Here is a 25021-nt window from a genome sequence, read left to right on the forward strand (position 1 = left end):
TATCAGACAATGAATACAAATTATTCACCCAAAGGTTTAGATGCTTGATTTGGATTTGCATCTAAATCATCTGATGAAACATCTACAGAAGACGATTCCGTCTCACTTGTAGGTTCAACAGACGCATCACCCTTTGGCGGTGTAGAACCTGGATCCGTCCAACCTTCTGGCGCAGATGGCTTTTTGCCATCCATGATTTCTTTAATTTGCTTCGCATCGATTGTTTCATACTGCATTAAGGCTTCAGCCATAACATCCAGTTTAGAGCGGTTTTCATGCAATATTTCAGTCGCTTTAGCATAACAACGAGTAATGATATCTTGAACTTCAGCATCTATTACTTTGCCAGTTTCTGGTGAGAAATAGTTCGCTTTACTTCCAGTAGGACCTGAAATGTAGCTACCGCTGTTTTCATCTTCTTCGTATGCGTATGGACCAAGCTTTTCAGACAAGCCCCACTTAGTAACCATGTTACGAGCAATGCTAGTTGCACGCTCAATATCATTAGATGCACCAGTAGAAACACCGTCAAATCCATGAATCATTTCTTCGGCAATACGTCCACCATATAAGCTACACACTTGGCTTTCCAGACCGATCTTACTGACACTGTACTTATCTTCTTCGGGCAAATACATGGTAACACCCAGAGCACGACCACGAGGGATAATAGATACTTTATACACAGGATCATGTTCAGGAACCAAGTAACCAATAATAGTATGACCCGCTTCATGATATGCCGTATTTAATTTTTCTTTATCGCTCATCACCATGGTTTTACGCTCTGCGCCCATGAGGATTTTATCTTTAGCTAATTCAAGTTGTTCCATATTCACCAAACGGCGATTAGAGCGAGCAGCAAACAATGCCGCTTCGTTTACTAGGTTAGCAAGATCAGCACCAGAGAAACCCGGTGTACCACGAGCAATGTTTTTTGGCTCAACATCATCATCGCAAGGCACTTTACGCAAATGCACTTTAAGAATTTGTTCACGGCCACGAATGTCTGGCAAACCTACCTGCACCTGACGATCAAAACGGCCAGGACGCAATAACGCTGGATCCAATACGTCAGGGCGGTTAGTTGCCGCGATAACAATAATACCTTCGTTACCTTCAAAGCCGTCCATTTCAACCAACAACTGGTTCAATGTTTGCTCACGCTCATCATTACCGCCGCCCATACCGGAACCACGGTTACGACCTACTGCATCGATCTCATCAATGAAGATAATGCAAGGTGCATGTTTCTTAGCTTGTTCAAACATGTCGCGTACACGAGACGCACCCACACCAACAAACATTTCAACGAAGTCAGAACCAGAGATCGTAAAGAAAGGCACTTTCGCTTCACCAGCAATCGCTTTTGCAAGCAAAGTCTTACCTGTACCTGGAGGACCACACATCAAAATACCGCGTGGAATTTTACCACCTAAGCGCTGAAACTTACTTGGCTCTCTCAAAAAGTCGACCAACTCTTCAGTGTCTTCTTTCGCTTCATCACAACCAGCAACGTCAGCAAAGGTTGTTTTAATCTGATCTTCTGGTAATAAACGTGCTTTAGACTTACCAAAAGACATTGGCCCGCCCTTACCACCGCCACCGCCTTGCATTTGGCGCATAAAGAACATAAAGATGGCAAGAATAAGCAGAATAGGAAAACTCGCTACAAGCAACTGAGTCCAAATGCTTGTTTGCTCAGGCAAACGCCCTTCAACAACAACATTATTGTTCAGCAAATCATCCATTATTTTAGGGTCTGCAGCAGCAGGACGAACAGTATCAAACGAATCACCGCTCGTTCTGTTACCGCTGATGATATAGCCATCAACAGTTACTTTTGCGATACGGCCGTCTTGAACCTCTTTCACGAATTCAGAATAGGTAATTCGATTTGTTTCAGCCGGAGTATTAAAATTGTTAAAAACTGTTAGCAGTACAGCTGCAATAACTAACCACAACAGTATATTTTTCATCATGTCGTTCAAGAGCACACCTCTAAACGGTTATTTTTAATGTATCTGACAATAGTATCAGAACATGTTCGATTAACCTTTATATTGTCTTCCTAATAAATAAACTTCGCGACTTCTCGCTCGCGATGCATCTGGTTTCCGTGTTACTACAGACGAAAATTGAGCCCGCATGGCTTTGAGGTATTCTTCAAACCCCTCACCCTGAAACACTTTAACCAAAAAGTTTCCACCTGGACGTAGCACTTGAGCCGCCATATCCAAAGCAAGCTCTACAAGATACATAGCCTGCGGCTGATCTGAAGAACTGTTACCACTCATATTGGGGGCCATATCTGAAATTACAAGATCTGCTTTTTCATCACCCATTTCAACCAAGATGGCTTCGTAAACTTCTTGCTCAGTAAAATCCCCCTGAACAAACGTCACACCAGGCAGTGGCGCCATTTCCAAAATATCAGACGCAATAATCGTACCCTTGTCTCCCACAAGCTTAGCTGCAATTTGAGACCAACCTCCTGGAGCTGCTCCTAAATCTACCACACGCATTGCGGGTCGAAACAGCTTATCCTTATCGTTAATTTCTATCAGCTTATAGCTTGCTCTAGAACGATAACCATCTTGCTGGGATTTTTTGACATAAGGATCATCAAAATGTTCCTTCATCCAACTATTACTACTTTTTGATCTTGCCACGTTTTCATCATACCTAAATCAGTCTATATTCCGCTATAATATCGCTTAACCTCTAAAGCCTCCAATAAAGAGGGTCAACTAATATGAGAAAATTTTACTATGAGCATTACAAACGCCCAAAAAAAGCAATATCGTCTAATCGGACACGCCCTTAACCCAGTCGTCATGATAGCGGGCAACGGCTTAACTGAAACAGTATTAACAGAAGTAGACCGTGCTCTTGAAGATCATGAGCTTATCAAAGTACGCATTAGCATTGCAGATCGTGATGTACGCACTGCATTAATCGCTGAAATTAGCAAAATAATGAAATGTGAAACCGTTCAAACGATTGGCAAAGTCGCACTTTTTTATCGCGCAGCCCTAGAGCCAAATCCAAAGCTATCTAACTTACTACGTTAATTACGGCATAAGAGATGGTCTTTTTGCTCAAAAAAAACGACTATCTCTAAACTCCTCTAGATTTCGGCCGATACCTTTGACAGCTATCACAGGAGCCGGACCATGTTATTTATAGAGGCAATCAATAAAGCCAACCCTCAATCGAGTGGAAAAAAGCTGATCAGTAGGGAAAGAAAACGCCCTACCATCAGCCATAAAGACTCTGTTGATTTGAGTTCAGCAGGCAATCAAGTTAAAGAAATACATCTTGATAGCCATGAAAAAACTCAACTAACCGCCCCTGCAAGTGTGTTTGCTAATCTTATCGAACATGTTTTGAGCCATACAATGGGCACAAAGCTACACCTACACTCACCAGAAGAACTTTCTTTAGATTCAAAAGACTGGAAACTTTTTTTACAGGTACCACCAGTAAGAGCAGAAAATACGCAAAGAACCGCTGGCTACATCGAGCCAGAAATACATAAGCAACCACCAGCCAAACAGTTAATTTTCCATATTCCAGTAAAGCCTGCTTATGGCATACCAATTGAGATGACATTATTAATGTCTCCTCACCATGGCTCACCAGAAACACACAGCTTGTTCCATACACTGCCAAAAGAGAGTTGGTTACCAGTACTAAACACGCCTTATTCACCTGATTTCTTATCACAGCAACTGACTCATTATCATATTTTGCTCGATCAAGATGGCGAGCCTGACCAACTATCACCTCTGTATTCACATATAAACCAGAGCAAAATCTCTGCAAACCAAGACCCGTCCAACACCTCGGGTTTAAGAATTTGGCGTGCAAAAAATCACGTCTTAACGCCTGTTGCATTAGGAGACAAAGAGATCGGCTTACTCTTTGTTGCCCATTACAAACCGCTAGATAGCAGCACCATGAGCAGTGATGAAAGATACCTCCAAGCCAGTAACATCTACACAAAGGCCTAACTTATTAGCAATTGAGGTAGCCAAAAAATGAAAAAGCCCTTTGCATAAGCAAAGGGCTTTTTCACATTAAACAAGAGAAAGTCAGATAGAAATACTAAATACTGAAACTCGCACCACAACCGCAAGTTGATGTGGCATTTGGGTTTTGCACTGTAAATCGAGAGCCTTCTAAATTTTCTTTATAGTCCACTTCCGAACCAACTAGGTATTGAAAACTCAGAGGATCAACCACCAAACTAACGCCATCGCGTTTCACTTCCGTATCGTCTTCTTGATACTCTTCATCGAAAGTAAAACCATATTGAAAGCCAGAACACCCGCCACCAGTCACATATACACGCAACTTAAGACGGTCGTTTTCTTCTTCCTCAACCAAAGATTTCAACTTCGCAGCCGCCGCCTCTGTAAACTCAATAGGATCTACTGATTCAACACTACTCATTTTGACACCATAATAACTATTTTGAATGACCGAATTATCTTCTTAACCAAGTATTTTAGTCAAGTATTAATCAATGTTCACGAGTAGAGCGGAATCGAACATCAGGCCATTTTTCTTCAGCCATCATTAAGTTCACTCGTGTTGGCGCCAAGTAAGTTAAATGACCGCCACCATCAATCGCTAAATTATCACGACACTTATTCTTAAACTCTTCGAACTTCTTCGGATCATCACACTCAACCCAGCGAGCCGTATTAACATTCACGGCTTCGTAAATACATTCCACTTTGTATTCATCCTTTAGACGATAAGCAACTACTTCATATTGCAATTGACCAACCGCCCCAACAATAAGTTCATTGTTACGTTGCGGCATAAACAATTGAGTAGAACCCTCTTCAGAAAGCTGCTGTAAACCTTTTTGAAGCGCTTTCATCTTCATCGGATCTTTCAGTCGTACACGACGGAAAAGTTCAGGAGCAAAGTGAGGAATACCCGTAAATTTAAGATCCTCACCTTCTGTAAAGGTGTCACCAATCTGAATTGTACCGTGGTTATGCAAACCGATAATGTCGCCCGAAAATGCTTCTTCAACGCCGTCTCGATCACCCGCGGTAAAAGACACCGCATCCGTCACCTTAATGTCTTTGCCCAAACGACAATGGCGCATTTTCATTCCGCGACTGTAAGTACCAGAACAAACTCGCATAAAGGCAATACGATCTCGGTGTTTTGGGTCCATATTGGCTTGGATTTTAAAGATAAAGCCTGAGAATTTTTCTTCTAATGCAGAAACCTCACGTGAATTGGTTTCACGAGCAACTGGTGATGGCGCCCACTCAACAAATCCATCCAACATTTCACGAACACCAAAGTTGGACAAAGCCGTACCAAAGAAAACTGGTGTCAATTCGCCAGCCAAATAAGCGTCAAGTTCAAACTCGTGGCTCGCACCACGAACAAGCTCGATTTCTTCCATGTAAGCTTCCCAATCATCACCAAGCAGTTCTTTCGCTTCATCAGACTCCAAGCCTTCAATACGAACATCATCCATCAAGGTGTGACCGCGACCGCGTACAAAAACATGAATCGTATCTGTATAAAGGTTATAAACCCCTTTAAAGAAATCACTCATACCAATAGGCCAAGTAATCGGCGCGGCAGCAATTTTTAATACATCTTCCACTTCATCTAACAGTTCAATCGGATCACGAATATCTCGGTCCATTTTATTGATGAAGGTAAGGATTGGTGTATCGCGAAGGCGACAAACATCCATTAACTTGATGGTTCGATCCTCGACACCTTTCGCGCCATCAATAACCATCAAAACAGAGTCAACGGCTGTTAAAGTACGATACGTATCTTCCGAGAAGTCTTCGTGTCCAGGCGTATCAAGTAGGTTCACCATGCGGTCTTTATAGGGAAACTGCATCACAGAAGAGGTAATCGAAATACCACGCTGCTTCTCCATCGCCATCCAGTCAGATGTCGCATGTTTGTCGCCTTTGCGCCCTTTCACCGAACCTGCTGTTTGAATCAACTGACCAAGCAACAAAAGCTTCTCAGTAATGGTGGTTTTACCCGCATCAGGGTGGGAAATAATCGCAAAGGTGCGACGCTGCTCGACTTGATCGATAAACTCTTGAGACATGATAAATGATCTTCTACTGTGCATAAGACGCACCCTAAAAAAGGGTACGTAAAAGTGAGGTTAAAATAATTGGCGCTATTTTCGCTGATTTTCAACTTATACACAATCAATGCAGTCCAGAAAGCATACACAGACACACTTTAAGCAAACCATGTAGATACAAACAAACACTAAAAAGTAAACAAAAGATCAAAATTCATCTACCAATATAAAAAAATCCCTTTATGATGGAATTATAAACACCGCGACGGACCAAGGTTTTTTATATGCTGAATACCACCAGCCTAAGCTGGAAAACAATATTTCTATCGACATGTTTTTTAGCGACGACAACTTCTTCTTTTTTGATTTTTATTAATCTGCTACTACCAATAGGCAGCCACCTACTTCTAAATATCTCCCTCACACTTTTCACCTCCATTATTGGCATTAGCTATTTAATCGCAATCATAAAAAAGCAGTCTAACAAGCACTCAGAAATTACTGCGCAAATCGCAACAATAACCCAATTAAAAGAAGAATCTGATAAAAACAACGCTAACTTAGAGCATGCTTTAGAAATTTCTGAAGAAGGTTTGTGGAAGTGGAACCCTCAAACAGACGAGGTACTTCACAATAAACAATGGACTCTTATTTGTGGCACAGGAAAAGAGCAACAATCATTCGAAGACTTTGATAACTGCGTCTTCCCAGAAGATAAAGAAAAAGTTTACAAGGAAATTGAAAAACTCCTCCAACACAATATCCCCTTTAACCTCGAATACAGATTAAAACATCCCGATGGAAAAATTATTTGGGTTTGGGATAGAGCAAGTATCACCGAATATGACGAAGAAAATAACCCAGTTTGGATTGTAGGCCTCAGCCTAGATATTACAGCGAAGAAACAAAACCAAGAAATGGTTTCTAAATTTGCTTACTATGATCAATTAACTGGGCTTGCGAACCGCATTTATTTTGAAAACGCTTTAGCAAATACAGCAATACCAATCCAACAAAACAATCATTACAGTGTCCTTCTCTTTTTAGATTTAGATCGATTCAAGCTATTAAATGACAGCTATGGCCATCACATGGGCGATAAGCTTTTAGAGGAGATAGCACATAGATTAACCGTCAACAAACAGCCGAATACCACTGTATCACGGTTTGGTGGCGATGAATTTGCCGTTCTTTTCCCCGCCCTCAATACAAACCAAGCGACGACATCCAATCTAGCGAAAGACTATGCGAATCAGCTAATACAAAACCTTTCCGCACCTATGGAATTAAAAAGCGATGTGCAAGACATTCAAATAAAATACGCCATCACAACCAGTATCGGTGGAATTGTCTTTAAGTCTAATGAGCTACCGACTGAAAAGTTATTGCAGCTAGCCGATATCGCCTTGTATCGAGCAAAAGCTCATGGTGGCAACTCCGCAGTCATTTTCGACAACAATATGACAGACGATCTCCAATACACTGTCGAGTTACAAAAAAGCCTACATCAATCCGTTCTTAATCAAGATTTCTGTATCTATCTACAACCCAAGTATTCGGTTCACCATAAAATCATCGGAGCGGAAGCTCTGGTTCGTTGGGAGCATCCAGAATTAGGCACACTCGCACCCGCTGCTTTTATGGAAATGGCAGAAGAAAGCAATATGATTTTGCCTATTGGAAAGCTCGTATTAGAGCAAGCCTGCCAGCAATTAAAAGAGTGGCAGTCTTCGCCAGAAACAGAACATCTAGAAATATCCGTAAACTTAAGTGCAAAACAAATTTGGCAAGACTCTTTCGTAGAAGACTTTATACAGGTTATAGAGTCTCATACCATCAACCAAACAAAATTGATTTTAGAAGTGACAGAGTCTGTCCTCATCCGCGATATCAACGATGCAACTGAGAAACTAAATCAACTTAAAGAATATGGTCTATCCATTTCATTAGATGACTTCGGCACTGGCTTTTCTTCCTTAAGCTACCTTAGATCTCTCCCTATCGATGAGATCAAAATTGACAGATCTTTCATACAAGACATGAACACAGATCCGCAAGCTTACATCATGCTGAAATCCATTATAGGCCTCGCCAGCAATTTCAATCTCAAAGTCGTATCAGAAGGGGTGGAAGAGAAAGAACAACTAGAACAGTTAAAAGCACTTGGTATATTAATATTCCAAGGGTTTTACTTCAGTAAACCCATTAACAAGAAACAACTGGCTGTGCTACTTCAGCAAAACATCAACGAAGTATAATCAAGCCATTCCTCGACAAAGCACTTACCATAAAAAAAGGAGCCAGACCAACAAGGTCTAGGCTCCTTTTTAACATCTAACTAAACAGGTTTAGTCGTGTTTACTTTCTATTACCTCTGCTCCCTCAGCCTCTTTACGCTTAGGAAATAAACGGCGAACAGCGACAAAGAACAAAGGCACAAAGAAGATTGCTAATAAAGTAGCTGTCAAAGTACCACCCACAATACCAGAACCGATTGAGATTCGGCTATTTGCACCCGCGCCAGAAGACAGAGCCAAAGGCAATGTACCTACAATGAACGCCATCGAAGTCATAATGATTGGACGCAAACGCAAACGTGCTGCTTCCACCGCCGCATCCCACGCACTTGCTCCTTTACTGTAAGCCGCTTCAGCAAACTCAACAATAAGAATGGCGTTCTTCGAGGATAAACCGATCGTCGTCAATAAGGCTACCTGAAAGTAAATATCGTTCTCCAATCCTCGAAGATGCGCTGCAGCCGCAGCACCGATCACACCCAGCGGAATAACCAAAATCACAGAGAACGGAACCGTCCAACTTTCATATAAAGCAGCAAGACACAGGAAGACAACCAGAATAGAAATCGTGTACAAAATCTGTGTTTGACCACTAGATAATCGCTCTTGGTAAGACAAACCACTCCAAGCACCAGACGATCCTGCAGGCATAGCATCTGACAAACGCTGGATTTCATCCATTGCAACACCCGAGCTCACACCATCCGCGCCAGCACCTTCAATCTGATAGGAAGCTGAACCATTGAATCGGCTTAAACTTTTTGGTCCATAAGTCCATTCACTTGTCGCGAATGCAGACATAGGCGTCATGGTATTGTCAGCACCTCGAATATACCAATGCTGCAAGTCTTCAGGAGAAGAGCGATATTTCGCCTCACCTTGAATATAAACCGTCTTAACGCGACCACGATCAATAAAGTCATTCACATAACTACTCGCCCAAGCACTACTCAAAGTAGACGTTATGTCAGACATAGATAAGCCCAAAGCAGACGCTTTTTCTTGGTCAATATCTATATGAAGCTGTGGTGCTTCAGTGATACTACCCAAACGCACACCAGACAATAAAGGACTCGTGCGGGCATCAACCAACAACTGATCACGCATTTCTTTTAAAGTTTCACGATCGGTATTGCCAGAAGCTAACAACTGGAATGTGAAGCCATTAGTTTGACCTAATCCGCGAATAGAAGGTGGAATCAAAGAGAAAATCTGAGCATCTCGGATACTAGCAAAAGCACCATAAGAGCGGCCAACAATGGCACCAGCACTTTGTTGAGGCTCGGTTCGAAGATCCCAATCTTTTAAGGCTACAAACGCCAAACCAGCATTTTGCCCAGTACCCATAAAGTTAAAACCAGACACTGTAAACAAGTTACTTACGTTATCTTTTTCTGCCACTAAGAAATGATCTTCTACTTTTCTCATAACTTCGTTCGTACGAGCAAGAGACGCACCTTCAGGCAAAGACACCATCACAATCACTCGACCTTGGTCTTCCGTAGGCAGGAAGCCTGTTGGCAAGTTCGTCATCAAATAACTTAATGCCCCAACAATAATCCCGTACCCAAGGAACCAACGGATTGGCTGTCTAATCAAGCGAGAAACACGATTCGAGTAAGAATCCGTTGCACGGTCGAAGTTTCGGTTAAACCAACCAGACAAACCTTTCTTAGACGCTTCATGATTCGGCTTTAATAAAGTCGCACACAAAGCGGGCGTTAATGTCAGCGCAACAATGACTGAAAGTGTCATTGCCGCAACAATAGTCACAGAGAATTGGCGATAAATCACACCAGCAGAACCACTGAAGAAAGCCATAGGTAAAAATACCGCAGACAAAACGACCGCAATACCGATCAAGGCACTGGTAATTTCCTTCATGGATTTTTTCGTTGCTTCTTTAGGAGATAGATTTTCTTCGGCCATCACCCGCTCGACGTTTTCTACCACAACGATGGCATCGTCCACCAGCAGACCAATGGACAATACAATACCAAACATGGTTAAGGTATTAATCGAGAAACCGAATACATCTAAAACACCAAAAACACCTAACAAAACCACAGGAACAGCGATTGCAGGAATCAAGGTCGCGCGCCAGTTTTGAAGGAAAATAAACATAACAATGACCACCAAAGCGATGGCTTCAAATAATGTTTTTACCACCTCTTCAATGGAGATTTTAATGAACGAAGTGTTATCTACTGGATAAGCTAATTTATAACCATCTGGAAAATCAGCTTGCATCTGCGAAAGAACAGCTTTAACGCCTTCCGAAGTAGACAAGGCATTCGCCCCTGAAGACAGCATCACAGCAAGACCAGAAGCAGGATGGCCATTTAAGCGACCAATGTTGTCATAAGACTCACTGCCAATCTCAACCTTCGCTACATCACTCAAGCGCACTGTCGCACCACTGTCGTCATACGCCAATATGATGTTTTCGAACTCTTCCACTGTTTGCAGCTTGGATTGCGCTGTCACAGTAGCGTTCAACTCTTGGCCATTGATAACAGGATAAGAACCAATACTACCTGCAGCTACTTGAGTATTCTGAGAACTGATAGCTGAAGAGATATCCGATGGCATCAAGTTGTATGAAGCAAGCTTCAGAGGGTCCATCCAGACTCTCATGGAATATTCAGAACCAAAGACACGTATGCTACCAACACCGTCTACACGGGCGACAGCGTCTTCAATGCTTGATGTTAAAAAATCAGAAATATCGTAAGCAGAATCTGTGTCTGTTTCGTCGTAAATAGCCGCCACCAAAAGAAAGTCGGAATTCGACTTAGTCACAGTTACACCGCTGTTCTGCACGGACTCTGGCAAGCTAGATGTTACTTGCTGGATTTTATTCTGCACCTGTACTTGAGCAATATCCGCATCCGTACCTTGTTCAAAGGTCACCGTAATACTTGAGCTACCCGCCGATGTACTGGAAGAAGAAAAGTACAACAAGCCATCTAAGCCAGTTAGCTGTTGTTCTAAAATTTGCGTCACACTGTTTTCAACCGTCTCTGCCGAAGCACCAGTATAGTTAGCAGAAATACTCACCGAAGGCGGCGCAACATCAGGATACTGAGAAATCGGCAAAGTCGTTATCGAACCTAAACCGGCCAGCATGATGGCGATGGAAATAACCCACGCAAAAACGGGTCGATTAATAAAAAACTGAGCTAGCATTGCAACACTCCTTAGTTTGCAGACGCTGTAGCGTCAGTTTTATCTGAGAACGAGCCAGTTGCCGAATCAAATATTACTTCAACAGGATTCACTTCACTGCCTGTTCTCACCTTCGTACTGCCTTGAACAATGACTTTATCGTTAGCACTCACACCGGAAGTCACAAGCCATTGGTTACCAATTGCTCGGTTAATTTCCAGCATGTGTTTTTCTACGACATTACTTGAGTTCACAACGTAGGCATAAGGTTTTCCTTTAACGTCTCTAGACACACCTTTTTGTGGGATCAATAAACCATTGCTGTCTGTCGCTTCATGGATTTCACCACGTACAAACATACCAGGTAACAATAGATTGTCCGGATTTGGAAACTCAGCTCGCAACGTAACACTACCTGTAGACTCATCAACACTCACTTCACGAGCTTTCAGCTCGCCGTCGTACATGTAAGTCGTGCCATCTTCTAAAGTAAGCGACACTTTATCGCTACCGATTTCAAACTGGCTTTCAGTGTGCAACAAAGAACGCTGCTTCAACTGATCCAAACTACTTTGTGATAAATCCACATAAATAGGGTCAAGTGAACGAACGGTTGTCAGAGCCGTTGTCTGGCTCGCAGTTACCAAAGCCCCCACCGTCACTTCAGAAATCCCAATGCGACCATCAATCGGAGAGGTGATTTTAGTGTGCTCTAAGTTGATCTTAGCGCTCTCAAGTGCCGCTTCTGCTTTCTTTTGGCTTGCAACCGCTTCAAGGTAAGCAACATGAGCATCATCACTGTCAGACTGAGAAACGTTATTTTGCTTACGCAACTGCGCATAACGTTCGTCTGTTTGCTTTGCAGAAACCAAAGTCGCGTTCGCAGACTCTAAGTCCGCTTGCGCTTGCTTATAAGAAGACACATAAGTGGAATCATCAATTAAATAAAGGACATCGCCAGCACTCACTTGCTGACCTTCATCAAACAATCTCTGCTTAACCAAACCGCCTACTTGAGGGCGAATTTCAGCGGTTAAACTTGCTGTTGTTCTGCCTGGTAGTTCAGCTTTCAATTCAACACGTTGTGGTTCAATCACTACAACCCCAACTTCAACCTTTGGAGCTGCCTGAGCCACAGGAGCTGTCTTTACTTCTTCTTGACACCCCGCTAAAAGCGCTAACAGTAGAAAACCCGAAGCGTATTTTGATTTTGTGAGCATTGATTTGAGTTCCTTTTAAATTAAAAAATCGTTGGCATAACTATAATGTATAGCCATACCCATAATGTAGGATGAAACGTGTAAATGAATGTAAATCGACCACTTTACTGCATTTAATATGATTTAAGTTTTTGCATGATTAATGCCACTGAATAACAAAACGCCAAACTTCCCTTTTTCTTCCATTATTCAACCACCAACAACCTCGCAATATAAACAGCTTTTAATTAATTTAGGAGAAATAGACTCTTTTTAATATAAGGTATTAATGCTTCTTAAATATCCCTTTTATTTGTGACCAACGGCTTACCAACATGGCAACAAATATTAAAAAGCACCCGAATACCTGACCGATTGTCATTACTTCATCAAACCAAAGCACAGCAAAAATCGCAGCCCAAACAGGCTCCAAATTCATAATGACGGCACCGTGACTAACAGGCGTCAAACTCAAACCATAAGTTTGTAATAAATAACGCAAACTTGTTGCAATTAATGTACTGGCGAAAAACCATCCAACAACTTCTAGCTCAACACTCTGAGGTAGGCTCTCTGTCAAAAATGATACGCAAAGCAACAGAACGCCCGCTGCACTTAATTGAATACTGGTCAGCACCAAAACATGCATACGAACGAGAAAGCGTGACAGAAGGTTTAGCTGAAAAGCGATACCAATTGCCGTTCCAAGGAAATATAAATGCGCCACTTCAAAACTCAAACCATTGCTTAGCGCTAAAAACGCCAACCCAACAACAGCCACTGGTAAAGCAACCCAAATACTCAAAGGGGGACGAACACCAAATACTAAACGACCGATAATCGGCACAAACACTACGCCAAGACAGGTAATAAAAGCCCCAACGCCAAGGTTCGTTCCTTTATCCAAACCTGTTATCCAGCTCATCATTGCAACGCCCATCACAGCACCGATCATAATCGCTTGCTTGACGTCTCCCCACTGAATAACACGAAAGTATTTTTGCCCAACAAGAAACAGAACAAAACCCGCTATCAGAAAACGAGCACCCATAAAAAACAAAGGTGGCAATCCTGCTAACGCCTCTTTGGAAAAAATCCATCCAAAAGCAGCCAAAACCGTCACTAAAACCAATATCCATTCAGCTTTAAAACCAGAATCTTGTCTCACTCTAATTCCTTAGTAATCAATAACGCTCTGAGGTAAAAGCCGGTGAGTTTAACAATAAGAAGAGAAATAAAAACAGGAAAGAAAAAGAAAGCGAATAAAAAGCCCACTCAGCTTCTCACATTCAAGATATGAAGGTTTCAATACTCTGATTTAAATTGCCTTTGCCCAACAGAATAGCCAAAGCAATGGCTGGCAAAAGGAAATTTAAAAGCCGTAAAGTCTGAGGTTTCCAGATTGTTTTAAAAGAAAAATTTGATCAAACAGTAATAAACATGTTTTTTATAATTGATTAACATCATAACCATAAACGGGATCTAACTTTGACTGGATGAGGTCTGGTGCAAATTGAGAAGCAGCTTTTAACGCCTTAAGTTTCATTTTCCCAACAAGTCCACCGTGCATGTGATACAAGCCCGCATTGGCTTTGGACATTTTTTGAATCTTGGTCGCTCGTGGTTTACGGATTTTCTCATACTCGATCAATGCATCAGAAAGCCTGTGGTCTGCAACACATTTCACCAGAACATAAGCATCTTCAATTGCCATAGCAGCCCCTTGCGCCATAAAAGGCAACATAGGGTGGCAAGCATCTCCGAGTAATGCCACACGCCCTTGATGCCAAGTAGGCAGCTCATCTCGACCATTTAATGCCCATAAAAAGCTATTGCTTGCTGCAGACAAAATCTCTGTCACTTCAGGATGCCAATCAGAAAAGCTTTGCTTAAGCTCTGCGACATTCCCCTCCTCGCGCCATGATTCAGAAGTCCAATCATCACGTTCTTCTACTGCGACAAAATTCACATATTCACCACCACGCAAATAATAGCTAACGAAATGGCGATTCGGACCAACCCAAACACACGCATCAGGCTGAACTTTCACCTTCAACTCACTGACCGGAACAATCCCGCGCCACGCGACTTGCCCCATGAAAGTCGCTTTTTCATGACCTAACATTTGTTCTCGTACAGTGGAGTGAATCCCGTCTGCGCCTACCAATAAATCCGCAGCCAACGTACGACCATCATCTAAAGTAGCCTGAACGCTCTTTTCTGCTGTCTCAGCGTAATGAGTCATATTGGCACTTAAGATGAACTCAACACCTGCTGCCTTGCAACCATTTACTAATACACGATGTAAGTCTGCTCTATGCAAATGCCAATAAGGAGCACCATAACGATGAATGGCCTGATCCGCTAAAGGAACTTTTAGATAGTAATCACCCGTTTTATAGTCACGCATTGAAGCATGCTGTGGCGTAAAGGCATATTGGCTCAATTCGGTTTCCAACCCCAAGTGTCGCAATACTTTTAACGCATTTGGGCTTATCTGTAATCCAGCTCCCACCTCGCCAAAGCACTCAGCCTGTTCCAAAACCGTGACGTGGATATTCTGCTTCGCAAACGCTAATGCAGCGCTTAAGCCACCGATTCCAGCACCGACGATTATAATGCGACTAACTTGGCTCACTTATCTTCCCTCTCTTAATGCGCGATAACAGCGTCAACTGAACAAGCGCACCATGATAATGAATTTATTTCGCTGTAAAACAGACCTAGATCATGAAACGAAAAACCATTTTTCGCCATTATACAGACAAACAGTATGGCGCGATCCTTGCTTTGAATATTGTTAATAATGCGTCGTCATTATGTTAATTGAATAAAAGCGATACTTTGACCATCCTTGGTCTAACCTTGTACAGCAAAGACGTCTCCCAAAGATGGGGCGGGCGCACAAAAAAAGTACACCGACATGTGCAAAATTAAAGCACACGCCTCCAGGATAATGTAGAGAACGAGGTATACATGGAAACACTAACAAGCCAATACCAATCATCAGATTTTTTTGATGAATTAATTGATAAAGATGGAACACCAAGATCACCAGCAAAACAACTTTTAGGCTATTTAGACAGCTTATCTGAAGAAGAACTAGAAAAGAGGCGAACAACAGCCGAAGCCACCATACAAGAAATGGGCATTAGCTTCACGGTGTACACAGAAGAAGGCAACATAGATAGAGCATGGCCCTTTGATATTGTCCCCCGAACCATAAAAGCATCAGACTGGAAAATAGCAGAAGCGGGACTAAAACAACGTCTCAAAGCACTCAACCTCTTCATCGACGATCTCTACCACGACCAAAACGTCATCAAAGACGGCATCATCCCAGAACACATCATCAAAGACTCCAAAAACTTCAGACCAGAATGTGTCGGCGTATCACCTGCTTACGGTGTTTGGGCGCATATTTGTGGCACGGATTTAGTTCGCGATGAAAATGGTGATTTCTTTGTTTTAGAAGACAACCTACGCGTCCCATCTGGTGTATCTTACATGCTAGAAAACCGTGCCATCACTAAACGTGTATTACCGGAATTATTCGAGAACGAATCCATACTACCGGTCGACTCATACACCTCTCAATTATTTGATACCTTGGTGTCTTTGTCCCCTAGAGACATTGAGAATCCAGAAATCGTGGTTTTAACACCCGGCATATATAACTCAGCCTATTTCGAACACGCCTTTCTTGCTCAGCAAATGGGGGCAGAATTGGTGGAAGGCAGCGACTTGTTTGTCGACAGCGATGACTGTGTTTACATGAAAACCATTGATGGCCCAGAACGTGTCGATGTAATTTACCGTCGTATCGACGACCTCTTCATTGACCCTGAAGCCTTCGATCCAGAATCTGTTTTGGGTGTCGCTGGGCTCATGCGCGCATGGCGTAAAGGCAATGTGGCTCTTGCCAATGCACCCGGTGCGGGCGTAGCCGATGACAAGGTTGTCTATGCTTATGTTCCAGAGATTATTCGTTACTATCTAAACGAAGAACCAATTCTGAAAAACGTTGAAACCTTCCTGTGCGATGATCCAGAACAACGTGCTTATGTGTTGGAAAATCTGGATAAATTAGTAGTAAAACCTGCGAATGAATCTGGTGGTTACGGCATGCTAGTTGGCCCACACTCAACGAAAAAAGAGCAAGCATTATTTGCAGATTTGATCACCAAGCATCCAAGAAATTATATAGCTCAGCCTACGCTCAAACTATCAACGTCTCCCACGCTAATCTCCAAAGGAACATTAGAACCTCGCCATTTGGATTTGCGTCCGTTTATTTTGCAAGCCAAAGACTCTTATGTCACAACGGGTGGCTTGACCCGCGTCGCAATGAAAAAAGGTTCCTTGGTCGTTAATTCGTCACAAGGTGGTGGTAGTAAAGACACTTGGATCGTTGACACTAAGGGGGAATAATTATGTTATCTAGAGTTGCAGAGCGTTTATATTGGAGCGCAAGATACTTAGAGCGCGTTGAAAACACCGCCCGTTTAGTCAGCGTTTATGATGACTTACTGTTCGACCTACCAAACGACATCAATGTGTCTTGGTACAACCTGATTGAAATTCTCAGTGGCGAAGACACCTTTGAACAGCGCTACAAGGTAAAAGACGAGCGCAATGTCGTGAAATTTTTGCTCGCTGATGACACCAATCCAAGTTCTATTTTGTCTTCTCTCAAAATGGTTCGAGAAAACATCCGAACCACTCGCGACGTGGTGCCTAAAGAAACCTGGGAGTTGATTAACGAACTAGATCTATACGCTCAGAAAAATATTAAACAAGGCATTAACCGTTCAGAGCGCCACCTTTTCTTGAACACCATCATTGAAGGCTGTCAAAAAATCATTGGCCTTTTTGCTGGCGCGATGAGCCGAGATTCTGGCTGGCATTTCTTGATCATGGGGCGCTATTTGGAGCGCGCAGATATGGGAACTCGTATTCTAGATGCCGCCGTTTCCTTAATGTTGCAATCAGATCAAGAAGCCAGAATTCAACTTGGCCAAGTAACTTGGTCGAAAGTCCTCAAATCTCAAAGTGCTTACTTTGATTACCGTCGCACAGTCAGAACCTCAATCAACGGCGCAAAAGCCACAACCTTTTTGATGAACGACCCATGCTTCCCACGCAGCTTGGATTATTGCTTCGGCCAAATCAGTGAAGCGGCAAAAAAACTGCCTCGTTCTGCACTAATAGTTGCTCAAGCAAATAAAATTTTTGAATTTAAATACCCACTTTCAAGTTCGGAAGATCTAAACGAAGACTTCCACAACCACCTTAACGAATTACAAATCGCCATTATTGAAATTAACCATAAAATCACAGAAAACTGGTTTCAATTTAGGCAGGGAGACGCTGCATGACCATTAGAGTCGCAATACAGCACAAAACCACTTACGAGTTTGACCGCTTTATTAATGTCGCCCCTCATGTTTTAAGACTACGACCTGCGGCACATTCTCGTACCAAAATTCACGATTATTCTTTAAAAGTTTTACCGGAAAAGCACTTTATCAATGTGCAACAAGACCCTTTTGGAAACTTTCAGACACGCTTAGTGTTTCCTGAAAAAACCAATAAGCTTGAATTTATCGTAGAAGTAATCGCCGACATGACGGTGATCAACCCATTTGACTTCTTTGTGGAAAGCTACGCAGAAGAATTCCCTTTTGCGTACGATAAAGCCCTTAAAAAAGAATTAGAGCCTTATTTAAAAGTCACAGAGTCTTGCCCATTATTGGACAAATGGCTATCAACCGTTGACCGCAAAAACACACCCGTAAATGACTTTTTAGTTGCCATCAATAGTCGGTTAGCGAGTGATATAGGTTACGGGATTCGTTTAGAGCCAGGTGTCCAAACTTGTGAAGAAACTCTGACACTGAAAAAAGGATCTTGCCGCGATACGTCTTGGTTATTGGTTCAAATTCTTCGTAGCCTTGGGTTCGCTGCTCGTTTTGCATCGGGTTATTTGGTGCAACTGACAGCCGATGTGAAAGCCCTCGACGGCCCTTCTGGACCAGAAGAAGATTTCACTGACTTACACGCTTGGTGTGAAGTTTTCTTACCTGGCGCAGGCTGGGTTGGGTTAGACCCGACATCTGGCTTGTTCGCAGGCGAAGGTCACATTCCTTTAGCTTGTACTCCTGAACCAGCTTCTGCAGCGCCAATCACAGGCTTCATCGATGAATGTGAATGTGAATTCAGCTACAGCAACACAGTTACTCGTATCCATGAAGACCCTCGCGTTACAAAACCTTATGCAGAAGGTGAATGGGAAACCATCAAAGCACTTGGGTTCGCTGTTGATGAAGAGCTTGAAAAAGGCGATGTTCGTCTGACTATGGGTGGCGAGCCGACTTTCGTCTCCATTGACGACATGGATTCCGAACAATGGAATACAGGTGCGTTGGGCGCAGATAAGCTCAAACTTGCGAAAGACTTGCTTCTGAAAATGAAACAAGAATTTGGCGCAAATGGCCTGCTTCATTATGGACAAGGTAAATGGTATCCAGGTGAGGAAATTCCTCGCTGGGCGCTAGGATGTTTCTGGCGAACGGACGGTGTTGCTCTTTGGAATGATCCAAAATATCTGGCTCGTGTTGATACTAATTATAAACACACCATCAAAGACGCAGAAGCCTTTGGTACAGCCTTATGTGAGCAGCTTAACCTAGACAAAAAGTACCTTCAGAGCACTTACGAAGATACTTTGTACTATTTATGGTTAGAACAATCTTTGCCCGCGGATGCAGACCCAACCAAAGCGGATCTAAAAGACGATTTAGAACGCCGCCGCTTGGCGAAATTATTGAACCGTGGATTAAGCCAAACCACAGGTTATTTGTTGCCGTTGGAGTTTAATACCATCACAAACAGTTGGGACAGCTCACTTTGGCCAATGCGAAGTGATGTAATTACTCTCATCCCTGGCGACAGCCCAATGGGTTATCGCTTACCACTTAATTCTTTGCCAGCTGTCGCAGAAGAAGACAGGATTCCAGACCGAGACCCTTTTGATCCGCGACAACCATTGGCTAATAAGAAAGGGTCACCTTCACTCAGCAATTCAGCCAAACCAAGTGCAGCGAAAGTGACTCCGAAAACATCTACTAAGCAAGAGAAAGTGCTTAAAAACGTTATTCGAACCTCTTTGTGTATCGAGCCTCGCGATGGCCGTTTACATATCTTTATGCCACCTATGACACACTTAGAACACTTTGTGTCTTTGCTAGAATACATAGAGCAAGTGGCGAAGGAATTAGAACTTCCGATCGTGATTGAAGGTTATGAACCACCGAAAGATCCACGTTTGCAAAAGTTCCTAATCACTCCAGATCCAGGTGTTATTGAAGTGAACATTCATCCTGCATCAAGCTGGAAGGAATTGGTTCACAATACGGAAACCCTCTACCATCAAGCCTACTTGTCTCGCCTCGGCGCAGAAAAATTCATGCTAGATGGTCGTCACACAGGCACCGGTGGCGGTAATCACGTCACATTAGGTGGTCGTACTCCTGCCGACAGCCCACTATTACGTCGCCCAGAATTACTGCAAAGCTTGGTGACATTCTGGCAGCATCACCCTGGTTTGTCGTACCTGTTCTCCGGCATGTTCATTGGCCCTACCAGCCAAGCGCCTCGCCCAGATGAAGGCAGAGACGAAGCTCTGTATGAAATGGAAATCGCTTTCCAAAACATGCCAGAAGGCTTAGTAGATGAACCTTGGTTAGCTGATCGGCTGATGCGCAATTTATTGGTCGATATTACAGGGAACACGCACCGTTCAGAGTTTTGTATCGATAAACTTTATGCGGCAGGCAGCGCAAGCGGCCGACAAGGCTTATTGGAGTTTCGTGGTTTTGAAATGCCGCCACATCCTCATATGTCTTTGGTGCAAATGCTGTTACTACGTTGCTTGGTTGCTCGCTTCTGGAAGAAACCATACAAAAAGCCACTTGTTCGCTGGGGCACCAGCCTGCATGACAAATTCATGATGCCGCACTTTGTTTGGCAAGATGTGAAAGAAGTGGTCGAAGATTTACAGCGTCATGGCTTCCCATTCAAATTAGAATGGCTTGCGCCTTTTGAAGAGTTCCGTTTCCCTCATTATGGCCGTAAGAAAATCGACGACATGGAGATCGAATTACGCTGGGCAATCGAGCCTTGGCACGTTCTTGGTGAAGAAGTCACAGGATCAGGTACAGCCCGTTATGTGGACTCTTCTGTCGAGCGATTACAAGTCAAACTGTCTGGCTTAACAGACAGCCGATATGTCTTAAGTTGTAATGGCCGCAGAGTACCCATTCGCTCAACTGGTCGTAAAGGTGAGTATGTTGGTGCAGTTCGCTACAAAGCATGGGCGCCGCCGTCTGCTTTACACCCAACTCTTGGCATGGACACACCTTTGGTATTTGACCTTATTGATACGTGGAATGGTTTATCAGTAGGCGGTTGTACTTATCATGTGTCTCATCCTGGAGGCCGGACTTACGACAATGTGCCAGTGAACAGCAATGAAGCAGAAGCGCGACGTGTGAATCGTTTCTGGGATCATGGCTTTACTCAAGGAGCCTTGTCACCACCGCCAGCATTTAGTGCTTTGCGCGCTTTTTATCCTAATGAAGAGGCGCCTCGCCCTATGTCGCCACCTGCGGAAGAACCAATGAATGAATATCCGCATACATTAGACCTAAGGAAGCAGTATAATGTTCTCTAATATTTAATTTTTAGGCTCAAGAACATTATGCAACTTCAAACAGGTAACTTTATAACGTCGGTGATAGATGAAAAGCCGACGTTATCTTCCGCCTATGACTCTCCACTTAATGCTTATGATGAAGCCTTCATGAGCGACCGCCAGCCTCGTAAACATTGGGAGCCAATGTTACGAGGTATGAGCAATCTGACCAATGAAGAAATGCTCGACAGACAAAGACGCGCCCAACGAATTCTTCGCGAAGACGGTGCAACATATAACTTAAACAGTGACCCTCTTACTCCCAGCGTTTGGTCATTGGATCTTATCCCGAATATTATTCCAACCGATGAATGGCTAGCGATTGAACAAGGTCTAGCGCAAAGATCGACCCTTTTTGATCTCATTTTAAAAGACCTTTATGGTCCACAAGAACTATTAAGAAACGGTATTATTCCTTCTGAAATTATTTTCAGTCACCCTGGGTTTTTACGTCAATGCCACGGTGTTACCGTACCTGGCACTCACCAATTGCTCTTACATGCAGTGGATTTAGTTCGTGATTCGTCTGGACAATTTCAAGTGATTGGTGACCGAACACAAGCTCCAAGCGGTGCAGGTTATGCCTTAGAAAATCGCACTGTTGTCTCTCGTGTGATTCCGAACAGCTTCCGTGACAGCCAAGTTCGACGCTTAGCCAGCTTCTTCCAGTCCTTCAAAAACATGCTTTCCACTCTTGCCTGTGAATGGACAGACACACCACGTATCGTCATGCTGACGCCCGGTGCTTTTAGCAGCACCTATTTCGAACAAGCTTATCTATCTAACTATTTGGGTTTTCCTTTAGTTCAAGGCAGTGACTTAACCGTGCGAAACGGCGCAGTTTGGATGAAATCGCTCAATGGCTTAGCACGAGTCGATGTAATTTTACGTCGCGTGGAAGACTCCTATTGCGACCAAGCTGAACTGAAAGTGGATTCATTTTTAGGCGTACCAGGCTTATTAGAAGTAGTTCGTGCTGGTAATGTTGTGCTTGCAAATCCATTAGGCAGTGGCATTTTAGAAGCGCCAGCTCTGGTCAAATTTTTACCTGCCATTAGTGAATTCTTAATGGGCGAACAATTAACGCTGCCATCGGTTGCCTCTTGGTGGTGTGGCGACAAAGCTGATTTGGCTTATGTTATTGAAAACATTAGCAATCTAATTATTAAACCAGCAAGTCGACAACATAATAGCTGCAGTATTTACGGCCACACACTGACCGCTGAACAAAAACAAAGCGCCATTGAGAAAATTAAAAAACAGCCTCACCTTTATGTCGCACAAAGCTATATTCCAGGGTCAATGACGCCAGTCTGGTTAGACGGAAAAATGCAGGCTCGACCAAGTTTGCTTCGTGCTTTTACTGTGGCGAACTCAAAAGATTACACCGTTATGCCTGGTGGTTTATCACGCGCAGGCGAATCGGACAAAGAAGCGATTGTTTCCAATATCACTCACTCAAAAAGCAAAGACACTTGGATTCTAGCTGCGGAGCCAGAGCAGCCAACAAAAAACAACAGCGAACAAATTCTTCTACAAGACGAAGCTTTACAAGCGAACTTGCCAAGCCGAGTTGTGGAAAATCTATTTTGGATGGGCCGCTACGCTGAGCGTGCTGAAATTGGCATGCGCTTACTTCGCACTATATTCAAACAAATGAACGGCGTAGACCCTTTACCAGAAGAAAGTAAACGCACATTGCTTGAAATGGCATCAATCCAAACCGGCTGTTTACCAGGCTTTGTAGAAGCCGATGAAGCTTTATTAGCCAACCCAGAAGAAGAACTGGTTTCGCTTATTACTGACGCCAGCAGAGCCGGCTCCATCAAGGCAAACCTGCAAGCAATGCTCAGTTGTAGTGAACAAGCAAAAGAGATGCTCTCTGCCGATACTCGTATTATTATCAACGAGTTACGTGACCATATTCATGAATTGGATCGAGCTTACACCAATGGTTTGCCTTCCGCGCCAGAAGAATCTCTTGATAGCTTAGTCACATCGTTACTGGCTCTATCAGGCCTTAACCACGAAAGTATGTTGCGCGGGCTAGACTGGACATTCCAAGAAATTGGTCGTCGTACTGAGCGAGCTTTGCAAACGGCCACCTTGCTTCGTTCAGCACTCACCAAGCCTTTACCTGATGTACCTCAGCAACAAATTCTGGAGTCTGTTTTATTAAGCGTTGAGGCCTTAATTTCTTTCCGCCGCCGCTATCGCAACCGAGCGCGCGTCGCTTATGGCTTAGATTTATTAATGATCGACGGCACTAACCCTCGTTCTCTGCTTTATCAAGTGGAGCAATTACGTCGTTACATCAAAGAGTTACCAAGAAATAAGACAACAACGGCCGGACTCAGCCCAGAAAATAAAATCATCATAAAATGTCTGAATGACATTCAATTGGCTGACTTGGAAGAACTGGCAACAATCGACGAGGCAACGCAAAGCCGTCATGCTCTTGAAGAATTGATGACTGAATTACTCGAACAGTTAGAGCAATTCACCGTTTTAATCAGCGATAAATACTTTGACCACACTGCGGGACCTCAACCTCTGATGAAAGCCATTGGGGAAAATAATTTATGAGATATCGTGTCCGACACATAACGGAATATACCTACGGCGCACCTGTAAGCCTATGCTATAACATGGCGCATCTACTGCCGAGAGACACTCGTAATCAGCGATGTATTAATCAAAAGATTCAGATTAATCCACCACCGATTTATAAAAGCGAAGGAGAAGATTACTTCGGCAACCAGACCTTTTATTTTTCAATCCAAGAGGCGCATAAGAAACTCGTCATCGATGTTTCAACTGATTTTGAAATCGTTCCGACAGACACTTATAAGAAACAAACGCTCCACGCGATGACTTGTGGTGAATTGCGTAATCTTTTAAATGCGCCAGACACACCAGAATTACGCATGGCAAAAGAGTATCTATTAGACTCTCCTCAAATACGCAGCTCAAATGAATTGAAAGCGTACGCTGAAAGCACTTTTAGTGATGAGAAACCTGTTCTGGAAGCCGCACTTAATTTTACTCACAAGATCTTTACTGAATTCAAATTTGACCCAAACACCACCACGGTTGCGACTCCATTAGAACAAGTTCTGAAACAGCGTAGCGGGGTTTGTCAGGATTTCGCTCATTTGGCGATAGGCTGTTTGCGCTCTGTCGGTCTTCCAGCAAGATACATGAGTGGCTATTTAGAAACCTTGCCACCACCGGGACAAGAAAAACTGGTTGGCGTCGATGCTTCCCACGCTTGGTTTGCTGTCTTTATTCCTAATATTGGGTGGGTCGAATTTGATCCAACCAATGATCTAATGCCAAGTGATCAACACATTGTAACGGCGTGGGGACGAGATTATTCGGATGTCACTCCTCTTCAAGGTGTCATTTTTGAAGGTGGTGGATCTCAGCAGCTGGCGGTTTCTGTAGATGTAAAAAGACTTTAGCTTAATAGCATGTACAGCAGATATAGGTTAAGCTTCGCGCAATT

16 protein-coding genes are annotated in these 25021 nt (G+C 43.2%); 8 read left to right on the forward strand and 8 right to left on the reverse strand.

Annotation, left to right across the window (positions count from 1 at the left end; translation table 11 throughout):
• Positions 1–20: 20 nt before the first annotated feature.
• Both ftsH and rlmE read right to left on the reverse strand, forming a co-directional pair.
• Positions 21–1991 (reverse strand): ATP-dependent zinc metalloprotease FtsH, encoded by a 1971-nt coding sequence (gene ftsH / locus ACMUMQ_RS03425; RefSeq protein WP_414680613.1) that lies wholly within the window; start codon positions 1989–1991, stop codon positions 21–23.
• Between the two features lie 60 nt (positions 1992–2051).
• Positions 2052–2672, reverse strand: a complete 621-nt coding sequence (gene rlmE / locus ACMUMQ_RS03430; protein WP_414680614.1) for a 23S rRNA (uridine(2552)-2'-O)-methyltransferase RlmE — start codon at positions 2670–2672, stop codon at positions 2052–2054.
• A gap of 99 nt (positions 2673–2771) precedes the next feature.
• Between rlmE and ACMUMQ_RS03435 the strand changes: the two genes are divergently transcribed.
• Together ACMUMQ_RS03435 and ACMUMQ_RS03440 are read left to right on the forward strand one after the other, a co-directional pair.
• Entirely contained in the window at positions 2772–3074 is a 303-nt protein-coding gene (locus ACMUMQ_RS03435; protein WP_317002816.1) for a YhbY family RNA-binding protein, read from the forward strand.
• A gap of 102 nt (positions 3075–3176) precedes the next feature.
• Positions 3177–4016 carry a hypothetical protein gene (locus ACMUMQ_RS03440; protein ID WP_414680615.1) on the forward strand — a complete coding sequence of 280 codons (840 nt, stop codon included), beginning with the start codon at positions 3177–3179 and terminating at the stop codon, positions 4014–4016.
• Between the two features lie 94 nt (positions 4017–4110).
• On the opposite strand, the gene erpA is transcribed toward ACMUMQ_RS03440, so the two are convergent.
• Together erpA and ACMUMQ_RS03450 are read right to left on the reverse strand one after the other, a co-directional pair.
• Positions 4111–4458: an iron-sulfur cluster insertion protein ErpA gene (erpA, locus tag ACMUMQ_RS03445; RefSeq protein WP_317002814.1), complete on the reverse strand. Its 348-nt coding sequence runs from the start codon at positions 4456–4458 to the stop codon at positions 4111–4113.
• Positions 4459–4528: 70 nt separating this feature from the next.
• Positions 4529–6112, reverse strand: a complete 1584-nt coding sequence (locus tag ACMUMQ_RS03450) for a peptide chain release factor 3 (RefSeq protein WP_414680616.1) — start codon at positions 6110–6112, stop codon at positions 4529–4531.
• A gap of 266 nt (positions 6113–6378) precedes the next feature.
• Here ACMUMQ_RS03450 and ACMUMQ_RS03455 point away from each other — a divergent pair, with 266 nt between their 5' ends.
• Positions 6379–8352 (forward strand): bifunctional diguanylate cyclase/phosphodiesterase, encoded by a 1974-nt coding sequence (locus tag ACMUMQ_RS03455; RefSeq protein ID WP_414680617.1) that lies wholly within the window; start codon positions 6379–6381, stop codon positions 8350–8352.
• A 90-nt stretch (positions 8353–8442) separates the two neighbouring features.
• Here ACMUMQ_RS03455 and ACMUMQ_RS03460 read toward each other — a convergent pair whose 3' ends face one another.
• The 4 genes from ACMUMQ_RS03460 to ACMUMQ_RS03475 form a co-directional block, all read right to left on the reverse strand.
• Positions 8443–11580 carry an efflux RND transporter permease subunit gene (locus ACMUMQ_RS03460; protein ID WP_414680618.1) on the reverse strand — a complete coding sequence of 1046 codons (3138 nt, stop codon included), beginning with the start codon at positions 11578–11580 and terminating at the stop codon, positions 8443–8445.
• An 11-nt stretch (positions 11581–11591) separates the two neighbouring features.
• Positions 11592–12779 carry an efflux RND transporter periplasmic adaptor subunit gene (locus ACMUMQ_RS03465; protein WP_414680619.1) on the reverse strand — a complete coding sequence of 396 codons (1188 nt, stop codon included), beginning with the start codon at positions 12777–12779 and terminating at the stop codon, positions 11592–11594.
• Positions 12780–13044: 265 nt separating this feature from the next.
• The gene (locus ACMUMQ_RS03470; RefSeq protein ID WP_414680620.1) at positions 13045–13926 is read right to left on the reverse strand and encodes a DMT family transporter; all 882 of its coding nucleotides are present in this window, start codon (positions 13924–13926) and stop codon (positions 13045–13047) included.
• Positions 13927–14205: 279 nt separating this feature from the next.
• Positions 14206–15396 carry an FAD-dependent monooxygenase gene (locus ACMUMQ_RS03475; protein WP_414680621.1) on the reverse strand — a complete coding sequence of 397 codons (1191 nt, stop codon included), beginning with the start codon at positions 15394–15396 and terminating at the stop codon, positions 14206–14208.
• Between the two features lie 338 nt (positions 15397–15734).
• Here ACMUMQ_RS03475 and ACMUMQ_RS03480 point away from each other — a divergent pair, with 338 nt between their 5' ends.
• The 5 genes from ACMUMQ_RS03480 to ACMUMQ_RS03500 are packed head-to-tail and all read left to right on the forward strand — an operon-like array spanning position 15735 to position 24977.
• Positions 15735–17189, forward strand: a complete 1455-nt coding sequence (locus ACMUMQ_RS03480; protein WP_414680622.1) for a circularly permuted type 2 ATP-grasp protein — start codon at positions 15735–15737, stop codon at positions 17187–17189.
• Between the two features lie 2 nt (positions 17190–17191).
• Positions 17192–18136 (forward strand): alpha-E domain-containing protein, encoded by a 945-nt coding sequence (locus tag ACMUMQ_RS03485; RefSeq protein WP_414680623.1) that lies wholly within the window; start codon positions 17192–17194, stop codon positions 18134–18136.
• Positions 18133–21492 carry a transglutaminase family protein gene (locus ACMUMQ_RS03490; protein WP_414680624.1) on the forward strand — a complete coding sequence of 1120 codons (3360 nt, stop codon included), beginning with the start codon at positions 18133–18135 and terminating at the stop codon, positions 21490–21492. The genes ACMUMQ_RS03485 and ACMUMQ_RS03490 overlap by 4 nt, the downstream gene beginning before the upstream one ends.
• Before the next feature lie 27 nt (positions 21493–21519).
• Complete coding sequence (locus tag ACMUMQ_RS03495) at positions 21520–24099, forward strand: circularly permuted type 2 ATP-grasp protein (RefSeq protein WP_414680625.1); 2580 nt, start codon at positions 21520–21522, stop codon at positions 24097–24099.
• Positions 24096–24977, forward strand: a complete 882-nt coding sequence (locus ACMUMQ_RS03500) for a transglutaminase family protein (protein WP_414680626.1) — start codon at positions 24096–24098, stop codon at positions 24975–24977. The genes ACMUMQ_RS03495 and ACMUMQ_RS03500 overlap by 4 nt, the downstream gene beginning before the upstream one ends.
• Positions 24978–25021 lie beyond the last annotated feature (44 nt).

The organism is Marinomonas algae (assembly GCF_047525555.1).
Taxonomy (GTDB): Bacteria; Pseudomonadota; Gammaproteobacteria; order Pseudomonadales; family Marinomonadaceae; genus Marinomonas.